This is a genomic window from Enterococcus sp. C76, assembly GCF_040886985.1.
Classification (GTDB): Bacteria; Bacillota; Bacilli; order Lactobacillales; family Enterococcaceae; genus Enterococcus_B; species Enterococcus_B lactis.
The window spans coordinates 143561-157223 of record NZ_JBFOEY010000005.1; the positions used below are offsets into that span (position 1 = coordinate 143561).

Consider the following 13663-nt stretch of genomic DNA (forward strand, 5'->3'; position numbering starts at 1 on the left):
CTATATAAAATCAGCCTACCCTAACTTTTTTTGCTTGATTGACTGATATTTTTTAGTTTTATTGGTATTTATATTCTCACTTTTCGGAATAAATATTCTGCTATTTCATTGTTTTCATTTACTCTACTTCGTTTTCATTATTTTTTCTTGATGTTTCTTTGTTTCTATCAACTGCTTTTGTTCCGCTGTTTTCGATCCATGGAAAAGAAAAACCGATCGTCATATCTTCTTTTAATACTAAAACTGCATCGAATTTCCCTTTTTTACCAGTAAAACCTTTGACAACTTTACTTGTCTTTCCTTTTGAAAGCAAATCTCTGAGATTTGTTTTAGTCAGCTTCTTTTTAGCTACTGTTGGCCACAATTTGAAGTCACATTCTGGGTTCAAGCATGTAGCGATTTTAGGATAAAGCATGACTATCCCTTTTTTACATTTTGGACATCTTCCTAATTGATCGTTTTTCTTCTCCATCGCTTTTATCTGGCGTGTTCCGCTGATCTCATCTGAGAAATCTACCTTATCGATTTGATTAGGTACTTCTGCCAATAAATGTAAGATGAATTTTTTGATGTTTTCTAAAAAAACAGATGGCGTCCCTTCTTGGTTACCAATTTTTCTCAAGTATCCTTCCCAGCGTGCAGTCATTTCTGCACTTGTCAGCAATGGTTCATTAGCTACTGCCTTACAAAGAGTGATTCCTTTTGGCGTAACGATTATTTCGTTTTTATTGACTTCGATGTAATGTTTCTGCTTAAGATTTTCAATGATATTGGCCCGCGTAGCTTCGGTCCCTATTCCTTCTACTTCTTTGAGGATTTCTTGCGCTTCATCATTATCCAGCGTTTTTCCCGCAGTTTTCATTGCTGTGATTAAGGTTCCTTCGGTATAGGGTTTCGGAGGTTGTGTTTCTTTCTCCATACTTTTCAGCTCTACTTCTGCTTCTTCATTTTCTACGATAGGAGGAAGAGTCTGAGCTTCTTTCTTTTTTGACTTGATGCGCAAGATTTCCTGCCACCCTTGCTGTAATGGGATCTTTCCGATACTTTTTAGCTTTAATTGCTGTACACCGGTCATTACAGTCGTCTCTTCATAAATATAATCTGCGGCAAACATAGCCACAGTGGTACGTAAGACTTGCAAATAGATTGCTTGCTGTAATTTAGATAGCTTCGCAAAGCGTGCAGGAGTCGGAATCGTCTTTGTCGGAATGATTGCGTGATGTTCTTGAACTTTTTTCGCATCGACATACCGTTTCTTTGCTCTGATCTCAGTTGTCTGTACTTCTTCTATTCCTAAAAACTTTTTATAGTTTTGCAGATGTTTAACCAGATACTGATGCTCATTTTCTGTGATGTAAAAGGAATCCGTTCTTGGATAGCTTAGAAATTTGCTTTCATACAATCCTTGAGCAGCATCAAGTGTGGCTTTAGCACTTGCTTTCATTAGCTGATTCATCTTTGTCTGCAAACTAGATAGCGAAAATAAACGTGGGCTATGCAACCTCTTTTCCTTTTTCGTAACTTCAAGAATCCTTCCGTTTTGCTTACCTAAATGTGCTCCGAATTTCTCTATTTCCTTCGTTAACTCTTCTTGTGTTTTAAATGCTTTTTTTGGTACGATTTTTCCTGAAAACTGTCCTTTGTTTGTCGTAATTAAACCTTCTCCTTCAAAGTACGTTTCTTTTTTGAAGTGTTTGATTTCTTCTTGCAGCTGATAAATCATGTAGAGTGTCGGCGTTTGTACACGACCAAGAGAAAAACTACCATCAATCCCTTTTCGTTGAAGCAGTAAGCTATATAATGGGCTTCCGTTCATTCCAATCAGCCAATCAGCATTCTGCCTTGCTTGCGCTTCTTTATATTTTGGAAAATAGTTCTTTCCAGGTTGGAGATTCTTAAAACCTTCATATATTGCTTCTTTTTCAAGAGAATTGATCCATAAACGTAAATAGTTCTTTTCCTTAGAAAATGCGTTTGCTTGTCGAATAATCGACCACGCGATGGCTTCACCTTCTCGATCACCATCTGTTGCAATAATAATGGTATCGGCTGACTGTAACTCTCGCTTTACGATCGAAAATTGCGCACGTTTGTCCCTTGGAACTTCGTAACGGAAGGTTTCTGGGAAAATAGGCAAATTTTCTAACGACCATTTTGCCCAACGCTCTTCATAAGCTCCTGGAGCAACCATATCTACCAAATGTCCAAAACCATAAGTGATGGTTACTTCACCAGCAAACAATGGATCGCTGATTTCATAATACCCTTCATGCCGCTTTCGCTGTTGGAAGGTTTCGGCATAGGCTTTTGCTTGTGAAGGTTTTTCAGCTAGTATCACCGTCTTCATCTTCTGACCTCCGTTACTTGATTTTTTGCGGACTTCTCTATTATGGAACATATTTTCGCATCTGGCAATAAAAAAAAGATACCGTATAGTCGAAACAGGCACAAAAAACATCAAGCAAACAAACGATGTTCCGTTTGCTGCTTGATGTTTCTAGAAAATATTCATCTTTAGCTGTCACTCTTGGTTAATCTGCCAGTTGATGCCAAATCGATCAGTTACCATCCCATACAATTGAGCCCACGGAACAGTATCCAGCGGCATCTCAATCTTACCACCCTCAGCTAAGCTTTCAAATAGACGCTTCGTTTCTTCTTCATTTCTTGTTTGGATGACTAAAGAAACATTATTTCCAACAATCAATTCAGGACCGATTCCTTCTGGCGTATCTGCAAACATAACTAATGTATCATAAATGTTCAACCGTGCATTCGTGATTAGATTTTTTGCTTCTTCTGGCAAGTTCATTTGTTCTATTCCAGGCATTTCACCGTATGTGGTGATACCTGATGCTTCAGTCTCAAAAACTTTTTCATAAAAAGCGATGGCTTCACGAGACTCATTTTTGAAGTTCAGATAGATATCCAATGAAAACAGCTCCTTTCTTGGTTATAATCTACCATAAGAAAGCGTTTTTTACGAGTGAATCGTTTGATTGATTCATGACAAAAGCCTTGTCTTCTTGATCTTTTTTATGATCATTTATTCAAAAAATCTGTAATAGCAGATTGATTCATTTGATTATCAATTTCAAGAATACTGCCAGCATAATCACTTTGCCCATAATTCCACGAACCGTCTACTGGCACACTTATTCGATCAATGCCGCCAGCTCCTCGTGCAATCGAAAAGAGATTTTTCGTCAAGAACCAAGCAGTGACATCTGTGGATGTATACCCTAAAGCTTTACCAGCTGCATAAGGTGCACGGATCAGATTCAATGGATTCTTCAATTGGCTGAAAATAGCGTTCATTACTTGCTGTTGGCGTCTGACACGGCCAAAGTCTCCTTCTTCATCCATTCGGAAACGTGCATATTGCAAAAGAACATGACCATCCATCTTCTGGACCCCTTTTTTAATATCTACACCATCCAGATTCAGATCTTTTTCTGCATCGATCTTCACTCCGTTCATGAATAAGGCATCGATCACTTTTTCAAACGATTTGAAATCGACTTTCGCATAGTATTGACAATTGATTCCAAAATTTTCTACTAAAGTCTGACGCACTAGATCGGCTCCTCCGTATGCATAAGCTGAATTGATCTTATTTTGTCCTACCCCTGGGATCGTAACGAAGCTGTCGCGCATAAAAGAAATCAGTTTCGGTTTATGGGAAGGACCATCCAACTGTAAGACCATGATCGTATCGGCTCGCCCGGCATCTTCTCCGCGTGTATCACTCCCAAGGATCAAAATATTATGCGCACCATTCGTCGCTTTTTGCCCATGAAAGGTTTCTGAAGTCGCTGCCTCTAAGCTTGTGTCATGTTCAGCTACATATTTACCAATAAAAAATGAGATACCTGAATAAAGGATCAAAACAAGCAAAATCGATAGAATGATTTTTTTCCACGATCGCTTTCTTCGAGGTTTCAACGGTTTGTTCTTCTTTTGCCGATTGAAAAATTTTTTATTTTTTTGTTGTTCTTCTGCTCTTGGTGCATCTCTATATATCTGTTGTTCGTGTTGGTTCAAATGTTCAAATGAATGCTGCTCTCTTTCATAAATACGGGTAGCATCTTCCTCATTTTCCATACGCGTTCGTTTTCGTTCTCTTCTAGCAAAAATACTCCCCGTATCCCGCTTCAGAGGTTTCGCCTTCTTATGGATGTCCTTATAGCGATCCATCCGACTCATTGTGGTTCCTCCTCGTTTCTTACTGATAAATAAAGGATACGATAACCAATCGACAAAAGCCTATCATTTTTTGATAATTTAATAAAAAATAACGAAATAAATGCTTCGATACATAAAGAATTACTTTTCTTGAGACCGTTTATGCGAGAATAAAAAATCTTTATCTATTATCCTTTTTTAATCAAACAGCTTTTCAATCACATGGATCGGCATCTTTTCCTTTGTCCATAATTCAAACGCGATTGCTCCTTGGTAGATCAACATGCCAAGTCCATTGTATCCTTTTGCTCCTACTTTTTTTGCTTCTTTTAATAAACGTGTTTCTCTAGGTGCATAAATCAAATCAAAAACCGCTAGATTCTCATGCATCATGTTTATATCTAAGAGCGGTGACTGATCGATTTTCTTGCCCATCCCGATATCTGTTGCATTCACTAGAAGGCAGCTTTCTTTCAAGTCTTTTCTTAATTGATCCGTATCGGCAAAGTCACGAACTTTTACCTTACAAGAAGTTCGATAGCTGAGTTGTTCGAATGTTTCTTTTACTTGAGCGAATGTTTGGTTGTTTCGTTTATAAACTACGATTTCCTTAGCGCCGTCTAACGCCGCTTGAACAGTGACTGCCTTTGCTGCACCTCCAGCGCCCAGTAGAGTCATTTTTTTCTTTTTGACCGAAATCCCAGCTTCTTGCACAGATTGCATGAAGCCCGCACCATCGGTATTATAGCCAATCAAACGACCCTTTTCGTGCACGATCGTATTCACTGCTCCGATCAATTGTGCTTCCTGGCTTACCTCATCCAGATAAGGAATAACCGCTGTTTTATTCGGCATCGAAAGGTTTACACCTAACATATCAAAAGTTCGAATACTTTCGACTGCTTGCTTTAAATTCATTGGGTTTACTTTGAAAGCTAAATATACCGCATCGATGTTGTTTGCTTCAAAAGCAGTATTGTGCATCAATGGAGATAAACTGTGAGAAGCCGGATCAGCAAAGAGCCCAGCTAATTTGGTTTTTCCAGAAATCATCTTATTCCTCCTTTGTTCTTGCTTCAATAAAAAAAGCCACTTAGCGTTTGATACGAAAAAGTACGAAACGTCTAGGTGGAAAGTAGCAAATTCTTTTCTCATCGTTTACTTGTCAGAGCAAAGAATATTCTATTTAATTGTTAAAATCATTGACTACGTGATCCTACAAAACACCCAAATATGTTCAATTGCTTATTGTTTTAAGTATAGGATGAATCAAAGGAAGATGTCAATGAGTTTTCAAGTTCTTTTACTGAAAGGAGAGTTTCTGTCGAAATCAATCCACTACTTCTTCAAAGAACTGCAAAAGGTCGCTCATTGTCAAATGTTGCTTTTCTTTTTCAGAAAGATCCTGAACGATTTTTCCTTTTTGGAGTACGATCAGACGATTTCCGTATTTCAAGGCGTCTTCCATTCGATGCGTGATCATGAGACAAGTCAATTTTTGTTCATTGATCCGCTGATTTGTTAACTGCATTAATGCTTTAGCTGTTTTAGGATCTAAAGCGGCAGTATGTTCATCTAATAACAGTAGTTCAGGAGCCGTGATCGTCGCCATCAGCAAACTTAATGCTTGCCGTTGACCGCCAGATAATTCCCCTGCTGGAGTATCCAAATGTTGTTCTAGGCCATTACCGACTTCTTGACATAGTCTGAAAAAATCTTCTTTTTGATTTTTCAAGTTACGTAAACGGAATTTCCGCTTTTGTCCTCTTTTTTGTGCAAGCAGCAGATTTTCTGCTACAGTCATTCGGGGAGCCGTTCCCATCTTAGGGTCTTGGAAAACCCGAGAAAGAAATCGTGCTCTTTTTTCTTCTGAATCTTTTGTGATCAGCTGATCTTTAAAAGAGATCGATCCTTGACTGAGTTGAAGCGTACCAGCAATCGTATTGAACAATGTGCTTTTTCCAGCACCATTCCCTCCAAGGACAGTGATGAAGTCCCCTTCTCTGATTGTAAGGTTGATTTCATCCAATAGCACTTTCTCTTCATTCATTCCATTGTTTACGACTTTTCTGCCGTTTTTGATTGTCAATATATCTGTCATTACTAGGCCTCCTTCTCAAAACCCGTTTTTAAGTTCAGTGCTTTCTTCAATTGCGGGATCATCAGACAAATAGCTAAGATGATAGCGGAGAACAACTTCAGATAAGTCGTGTCAAACCCTAGTTTGATTACTACTAAGATCAATAGCTGATAAATGATACTGCCGACAACAATAGCAATCAATCTTTCTGCTAGCGTCAATTCTTGGAAAATCACTTCACCGATGATGATGGAAGCAAGACCGATGACGATCACGCCAATCCCTTTATTTACATCTGCATATCCGTCATTCTGGGCAATCAGCGCACCGGATAACGCAATGACACCGTTAGACAAAGTCAAACCTAAAATTTTCATACGATCGGTTTTTATCCCTAACGACCGAGCCATCGTTTCGTTGTCTCCTGTCGCAATATAGCCTTGACCTAAATCTGTATTGAAGAAGAATAGCAGTACAGCAATCAAGATGCCCAAAGAGATGAAGCCAAGAAGGACTGTGTCAAAGTAATCCGGTAACCCAAAGCGATGGAAGCTGTCTTGCAGAATCGGATGATTCAATAAAGAAAGATTTGGTGTTCGCATCACAAACAAAATAACTGAGTTCAATCCTGACATCACTAAAATCCCTGCTAGAATAACCGGTATCTTTCCTTTTGTATAAAGTAACCCTGTAATGAGTCCTGCTACCATACCAGCGCCTACGCCCAATAACGTAGCTAAAATCGGTGCTACCCCATGAGTGATAGCTGTCACACAGACAGCAGCACCTAATGGGAAGGACCCTTCTGTCGTCATATCAGGAAAATCTAAGATCCGATAGGTCATGAAAATCCCTAATCCTAATATTGCCCAAAGCATGCCTTGTGAAATAGCTGATACGATCATTTGTCATCCTCCTTAGATGTTTCTTGTTGCGACTCATCTGTAATGATTTTGGCTTTTTCTTTCATCGATTGGGGAATCGTGATTCCTAAGCGATCAGCCTGAGATTGATTGATCACTGTATCCCCTTGATCAAACGTATAAACAGGCGTCGTTTCCGGTTTTTCTTTTCCGCTCGCAAGTTCTGCCGCCATCTTACCGCTTTGAAGCCCTAATTGATATTGATTGATCCCGATTGTTGCTAGTCCGCCTTGTTCTACCATTGTATCAACAGATGGAATGACGGGGATATTTGCTTTGTTAGCTTCTTTCACCACTGTCTGCATAGCATTGGCAATCGTATTGTCTAATGGAACATAGATAAAATCGACTTGTCGGCTCATCACTTGAACCGTTTGTGCAATCTCATTAGTGGAAGGCACCGCATATTTTACTGCTTCTAACCCTTCTTTTTTTGCAGCTTCTTCCGCTTGTGCGACTTGGTATTTTGAATTATCTTCCGAAGAAGCGTACAAGATCCCGACTTTTTTTGCATTTGGTAACAAATCAGAAGCAAGCTTGATTTGTGAAGCAACAGGTGGCTGATCAGAAACACCTGTCACGTTTCCACCAGGCTTCTCTAAAGAACCAACTAATCCAGCCCCCACAGGATCCGTTACAGCACCTAATACAACGGGGATCGACGAAGTCGTGTTTGCTAATGACTGAGCAGCAGGCGTTGCGATTCCGATCAAAACATCAGGATCGGATTGTACTAGTTGTTGACTCATTGTGGCAAGCTTGCTCTGATCGGCTTGTCCATTTTGAAATTTGATTTCAAGATTTTCTCCTTCTTTTAATCCTTCTTCTTTCAGGCCATCTTTGATCCCTCGATAAATCTCATCTAATGCCGGATGGCTCACATATTGCAATACCCCGACAACTGTTGTTTTTTTTGTTTGGTTCGTCGAAGTACTTTCTTTTTCGCCTGAGGCTTTTCCATAAATAAATGCGCCTGCTAAATAAACTAAAATAATTACTACAACTGTTATTAAACGTTTGTTTTTCATTTTTTTCCTCCTGCAAAGTCAATCTTTTTATTTATTATAATCAGGCAAGTATCCAGTCTACAAAAAAAGACAATGGCCAAAACGGTCATTGTCTTTACACAAAAAACCGCATAGATAGGATCTATGCGGCAGTCAACGTTCATGTCTAGCATAGATACAAGCTTTAGAAATGCACTCTAAAAAGTTGTATCTATGGGAAAGTTTCACCATTAATACAACTTATCTACGCCAGCTGCGCCAATTTTTTTTGTTCTCTGCTGAAATACGTTTTGATAAGTTCATTACAGGTCACCCTTTCCTTAAGAATTGATTTAAGTCTAATCGAATTTTTGAATTTCGTCAACTATATTTTTCATTTTTTTCATTTGTTATTTTGAAGATCAAACATCACTTGTTCTGATAATTAAAAATAGCACTATATAGAGCCACCATTTCATCACGCTAACGACTCAATTAGCAGTCTCGGCATTTGGGGAAGCTGTTCCTGTTCTATCCATTTCTTCTTCTAATTGTTTGATATTGGCTAACGGTAGTCGATTCAGCTCAGGGATCAACTCCTTATCAAAATCAGTTATTCCTCCCTTACCCGCAGTTATCCGATTTGCTTCTTTTCCTCCATCAAAGAAAATAAATGTCACTTCATCCGTTCGTATGTTATATTTTTGTTCCAGTTCATGTACATCATAAACGATCGGATAATAAAAGATCGGTCGATTCAATTCTTCCATAAGCTCAGGATCATTAAAGACATCCAGCACATCCTGATAGGTTTTCCCGTTCGGTTTGCTGAACATCACCGATATCGCTCGGCTTTGTTTGATTTTCTGATCCGCTTGGCTGTAAGCAAAAGGTTTTAATTTACTGGTTGGTATGGATGAATAAACGAGACTATTTACTTGCTCTTCTCGGATTTTTTCCGGCAACAAAAACATCGCAATTGTTAGCAGCAATGATAAGATGAGCAGAAACACAAGACGTCGAAAATACTTCCTTGGATTTTCTGCGAATGACACTGAGAAATGATCATTCATTTCTTGTACTCTCGATTTAACTGCTTCCCAAATAACAAACACCTTCTTTTCTACTTTTTCTCCTATTTTTTATTATACCTAAAAATTTGGATTTCAACGATAGAAACACTGTTTTTTATGTAATTGGTCCAAGTTTTTCTAGACTTTTGATTTACTATTCGGTCAAATTGGTTTTTCTTCTTTTTTTCGTTATAATGAATATACTTATGAAAAGAAATGAGGAATGAACCATGTCCTTTGATGGTGTATTTACCCATGCGATGGTCAACGAATTGCGTGAAACGTTACTATCTGGTCGGATCTCGAAAATCCATCAGCCTTATGAAAATGAAATCGTGCTGGTGATTCGTTCACGCGGCAAAAACCATCGATTATTATTATCTGCGCACCCTAGTTATGCTCGTGTACAGATTACCCAAATCGATTATCAGAATCCTGATAATCCACCTAACTTCGTGATGATGCTTCGAAAGTATTTGGATGGTGCTATTTTAGAAAACATCGAACAAATCGAAAACGATCGAGTGATCCATTTTCACTTTGCTAAGCGCAACGAGTTGGGCGATCTACAGAATATCATATTGATCGTTGAATTAATGGGACGTCATAGCACGATCGTCTTAGTTAATCAAGAAACTGGGAAAATATTGGACGCGATCAAACACATCGGAAGCTCTCAAAACACTTATCGTTCTTTGCTTCCCGGCGTAGAATACATTGCTCCGCCAAAACAAGAGGTCTTGAATCCATTTAGCTCCGATAAAGAAAAAATCTTTCAGCGACTTTCTCAAACTGAACTAGAACCAAAAGCAATCCAACATCAGTTTCAGGGAATCGGTTTCGATACTGCTCAAGAGCTGACCAAGAGATTGCTTGAACGTCCTAATGAAAAAATGGTTGTTTGGCACGAATTTTTCTCATCGATCATCAATCATCCTGTTCCTACTTTTTACGAAACGACAAATAAAGATTTCTTTACACCGATTGTCTACCAGGTATTTTCCGAACAAGCATCTGCTGTGACAACTTATCCAACACTCAGTCAATTATTAGATAGCTATTATCACGAAAAAGCGGAGAAAGATCGGGCAAAACAACAAGGCGGAGAACTGATCCGAAAAATCGAAAATGAACTAAAACGAAATAAAAATAAATTGAAAAAACGTGAACAAACACTCAAAGAATCCGAAAACGCTGAGAATTACCGTAGAGATGGCGAACTACTTACTACCTTTCTGACACAAGTGCCACGTGGCGTAAAAGAAGTTGTTTTACCTAATTATTATGAAGAAAATCGGCCAATCAAAATAGCATTAGATCCGGCGCTGACGCCAAATCAAAATGCACAGAAATATTTCCATCGATACCAAAAGCTGAAGAACGCCGTTAAGTTGATTGGCGAACAAATCCAAGAAGCCAAAGATGAAATCCAATATCTTGAATCTGTCTTGTCTCAACTGGAAATTGCCGGTCCGATGGATATCGAAGCAATCAAAGAAGAATTGACTGCTGAGGGCTATTTGAAAAAGAAGACACAGAAAAAACAAAAGAAAAAGAAACCATCTCAGCCTGATCAATACTTTTCTTCTGACGGAACGCTCATTCTTGTCGGTAAAAACAATCTTCAAAATGACCAGCTGACAATGAAAACAGCTAAGAAAACCGATTATTGGCTCCATGCAAAGAATATCCCTGGTTCGCACGTCATCATCAAAAGTGATCAGCCTTCAGATGAAACAATTACCGAAGCAGCCGAGTTAGCTGCCTATTTTTCAAAATACCGATACTCTGCCCAAGTACCAGTTGATCTTGTACAAGTGAAGCATATCCGCAAGCCAAATGGTGCCAAACCTGGTTACGTCATTTATGAAAATCAGAAAACAGTCATCGTAACACCAGAAGAAGAGAAAATTATAGCTATGAAACAAAACGGGTAATGAATGTATTTTCTTAGAATCATATTTTCGTACTTTTTCATAAAAGCAATCAGTTATAGATTGCTTTCTATAAAAAGAGGGGTTGGGACAAAATTCGTGTCACAACCCCTTATTTCGAATAAACTGTTTTGTTTGGCTGTTCTTTCTACTTAATATCAGTCAGATGTTCCGTCTACTTTTCTTAATTCTGTTGGTCCAGTAACCGAGTAAGCTCTTTGATAAATCTTTGAGCGATTTCACTGAGTGGGCGCTTTGCCGAATAAATGATATAAAATTCATTTAGTTCGCCTTCTGCTAAAGGGATTAACCGCAAGTGCTCACGAATTCCTCCAATCACAATACCAGACCCTGAAGCGTACGCATCAGTTTCAAGAACGATATTCATCAAAGTCCCTCGATCACTGGTATAGATCACTGTTTCTTGATGAGGAATCTCGATAAGGTCTTCATAAAAATACGGAAAATTATTTCCATCCTGTGTAAAACGAACTTGAGGATAAGATAACAATTCTTCTTTTGTGATCTCTGCGTGTGTAGCTAGCGGATGTCCATGCCTTAAAAAAATGTGTGTTTTAAATTTTCCAATGCTGCGGCCACTTAGTTCTCCTTGTTGCAAATATCTTCTGATACCAGCTTGATTATGCTCGTTCATATAAATAATGCCGATTTCACTATGCTGCTCTTTGACTTCTTCGATCACTCTCGCCGTCGTCGTCTCCATGATCCGAAATTGTTTAATTTCATCTTTGAATTCCTCGAGTAGCTGTGCGGTCAAAGGACCTAAGAAATCATAATGCTGGGCAGCGATTGAAAAATTGTCTCTCTTTTCACTCGTTAGATAGTGACTTTCTAATGTATCAAGCTGAACCAAGATTTTTTCGGCACGATTTAAGAAGTCTTGTCCTTCTTCTGTTAAATATGCACCTCGATTCGTTCGAGTAAACAGCGTAATTCCTAACTCAGTCTCTAATTCTTTGATACCAGCTGAAAGACTTGGCTGCGAAACAAACATTTTCTTTGCTGCTTCTCTGAAACTACCATTGTTTGCCACAGCGACCACATATTTCATTTGTTGAATATTCATTCCTCAAACTCCTCGAAATAATAAATTTCTCTTCCATTCAAGGGTTGAATTGGTCGGTTGTTCGGCTGTGCATACTGCCCTTTGAAGGGTAGAAGAAACTCTTGGTTCAATTTTCCTACATGATCCATCACAAACCATTGGATTGGCCCGCTGGTAGGTGGAGTTGTCAATGAACCTACATAATGAAAATGGCTTTTTTTCTCTGGAAAGAAGACATTCGGATTTACCCAGTGTTCATGTTTTTCTAAATTCCATCTCTCTCCGTTTTCTTGATCATAAAACCAACCTTCCTGTTCCATTAACTGATACATGACTCCCACGACCAGATTCTCTTTTTTGCTGTTCATATGAACAAAATGAAATTCAATATCTTCCTGGTTCCCGTCGATGATATGTTCAGATGGTAAGTGGAAATGAATATCTGTCAAATAATAGCGTTCTTTCTTGAACTCTACATAACTGAGTTGATCAAAAGGTACTAAATGAATCGTATTTTTGAATTCCTTGTCAGTAAAGCGTTGCTTTTGATAATGAAACGAAAGTGTATCTCCTTTCATTTTTATTTCTTCACCTTTTGTTAAATGAATAGGTGACTGCAACGGAAATTCTGCACCTCTCGCAAACCAATCACATAAATTCGCCCAATTTTCCGGACCTCTGTCTCCAGAATAGCCCCATTCGACATCCATATTCTTTTTCAACTATACTTCCCCCTGCATCTCATATCGTTTTTATTTTTCTTCTTTCTTTACAATCGTTGAGACAGTTTCTAAAAACGCCTCTTTTCCATAAAATTCCTGGTTCAATAGTTCCGGAAATATTTCTTTAAAGAAATACTGAACAGAAGGCCGATGTTCAAAGCTTTTGATAGTAGTCACTGCCTCAATGAACATCTCCTTGTAAACTTTTTCTGGATTATTTTTGATGATTTCATCAAAAGACTCATAAAGAAGGTCAACCTTATCTGAAATGGCTAATAGTTCTCCTTCTACGGTTTCATCTTTTCCTTCGAACAACCGACGGCGATAAACTTCTTGGAACTCAGCTGGAATCTCTTGGTTGATGAATTCGTCCGTCATCTTTTCTTCAACTGTTTGCAGCATCCCTCTTAATTCTTTGCTTGCATATTTCACTGGTGTTTTGATATCACCAATAAAACGTTCTGTGTAGTCATGATTCAGTGATTTTTCATAGAGCAGTTTCCAATCGATTGGCTGCCCATTTGCTTCTTCAATATCTCCCAGAACTTGCGCAATGGACGCGACACGATACGAATGTGCTGCAACTGTATGCTCCGTATATTTAAAAAAACCAGGTGCCCTTGTGATCGTCTCTAAATTGTTCAATCCTAAAATAAATTCATTCAATCCCATAAAAGTTACCTCCCTTTGAGAT

12 protein-coding genes are annotated in these 13663 nt (G+C 38.6%); 1 reads left to right on the plus strand and 11 read right to left on the minus strand.

Going from position 1 to position 13663, the window contains the following annotated elements:
- Nucleotides 1-118: 118 nt before the first annotated feature.
- The 8 genes from topB to AB3I00_RS08400 form a co-directional block, all read right to left on the minus strand.
- Nucleotides 119-2347, minus strand: a complete 2229-nt coding sequence (gene topB, locus AB3I00_RS08365; protein WP_368025043.1) for a DNA topoisomerase III — start codon at nt 2345-2347, stop codon at nt 119-121.
- Nucleotides 2348-2521: 174 nt separating this feature from the next.
- Nucleotides 2522-2932: a VOC family protein gene (locus tag AB3I00_RS08370; RefSeq protein ID WP_002339296.1), complete on the minus strand. Its 411-nt coding sequence runs from the start codon at nt 2930-2932 to the stop codon at nt 2522-2524.
- Nucleotides 2933-3042: 110 nt separating this feature from the next.
- Entirely contained in the window at nt 3043-4206 is a 1164-nt protein-coding gene (locus AB3I00_RS08375; protein WP_002339297.1) for an LCP family protein, read from the minus strand.
- Between the two features lie 177 nt (nt 4207-4383).
- The gene (gene aroE / locus AB3I00_RS08380; RefSeq protein ID WP_086286033.1) at nt 4384-5238 is read right to left on the minus strand and encodes a shikimate dehydrogenase; all 855 of its coding nucleotides are present in this window, start codon (nt 5236-5238) and stop codon (nt 4384-4386) included.
- 277 nt (nt 5239-5515) lie between these two features.
- On the minus strand, nt 5516-6286 hold the full coding sequence (locus AB3I00_RS08385) for an ABC transporter ATP-binding protein (RefSeq protein ID WP_002335710.1): 771 nt from the start codon (nt 6284-6286) through the stop codon (nt 5516-5518).
- Between the two features lie 2 nt (nt 6287-6288).
- Nucleotides 6289-7170: an ABC transporter permease gene (locus tag AB3I00_RS08390; protein WP_002309295.1), complete on the minus strand. Its 882-nt coding sequence runs from the start codon at nt 7168-7170 to the stop codon at nt 6289-6291.
- Nucleotides 7167-8216 (minus strand): tryptophan ABC transporter substrate-binding protein, encoded by a 1050-nt coding sequence (gene trpX, locus AB3I00_RS08395; RefSeq protein WP_038398910.1) that lies wholly within the window; start codon nt 8214-8216, stop codon nt 7167-7169. The genes AB3I00_RS08390 and trpX overlap by 4 nt, the downstream gene beginning before the upstream one ends.
- A gap of 449 nt (nt 8217-8665) precedes the next feature.
- Nucleotides 8666-9289: a hypothetical protein gene (locus AB3I00_RS08400; protein ID WP_368025044.1), complete on the minus strand. Its 624-nt coding sequence runs from the start codon at nt 9287-9289 to the stop codon at nt 8666-8668.
- A 188-nt stretch (nt 9290-9477) separates the two neighbouring features.
- Here AB3I00_RS08400 and efbA point away from each other — a divergent pair, with 188 nt between their 5' ends.
- The gene (efbA, locus tag AB3I00_RS08405) at nt 9478-11184 is read left to right on the plus strand and encodes a fibronectin-binding protein EfbA (protein ID WP_368025045.1); all 1707 of its coding nucleotides are present in this window, start codon (nt 9478-9480) and stop codon (nt 11182-11184) included.
- Nucleotides 11185-11365: 181 nt separating this feature from the next.
- Here efbA and AB3I00_RS08410 read toward each other — a convergent pair whose 3' ends face one another.
- From AB3I00_RS08410 to AB3I00_RS08420, 3 genes are read right to left on the minus strand one after another with little or no spacing between them, the layout of a single operon-like run.
- Nucleotides 11366-12268, minus strand: coding sequence for a LysR family transcriptional regulator (locus AB3I00_RS08410; protein WP_368025046.1), 903 nt, complete (start codon nt 12266-12268; stop codon nt 11366-11368).
- Nucleotides 12265-12957 carry a carbonic anhydrase family protein gene (locus tag AB3I00_RS08415; protein WP_368025067.1) on the minus strand — a complete coding sequence of 231 codons (693 nt, stop codon included), beginning with the start codon at nt 12955-12957 and terminating at the stop codon, nt 12265-12267. The genes AB3I00_RS08410 and AB3I00_RS08415 overlap by 4 nt, the downstream gene beginning before the upstream one ends.
- Before the next feature lie 42 nt (nt 12958-12999).
- Nucleotides 13000-13641, minus strand: coding sequence for a YfbR-like 5'-deoxynucleotidase (locus tag AB3I00_RS08420; RefSeq protein ID WP_002288886.1), 642 nt, complete (start codon nt 13639-13641; stop codon nt 13000-13002).
- Between the last annotated feature and the right edge of the window lie 22 nt (nt 13642-13663).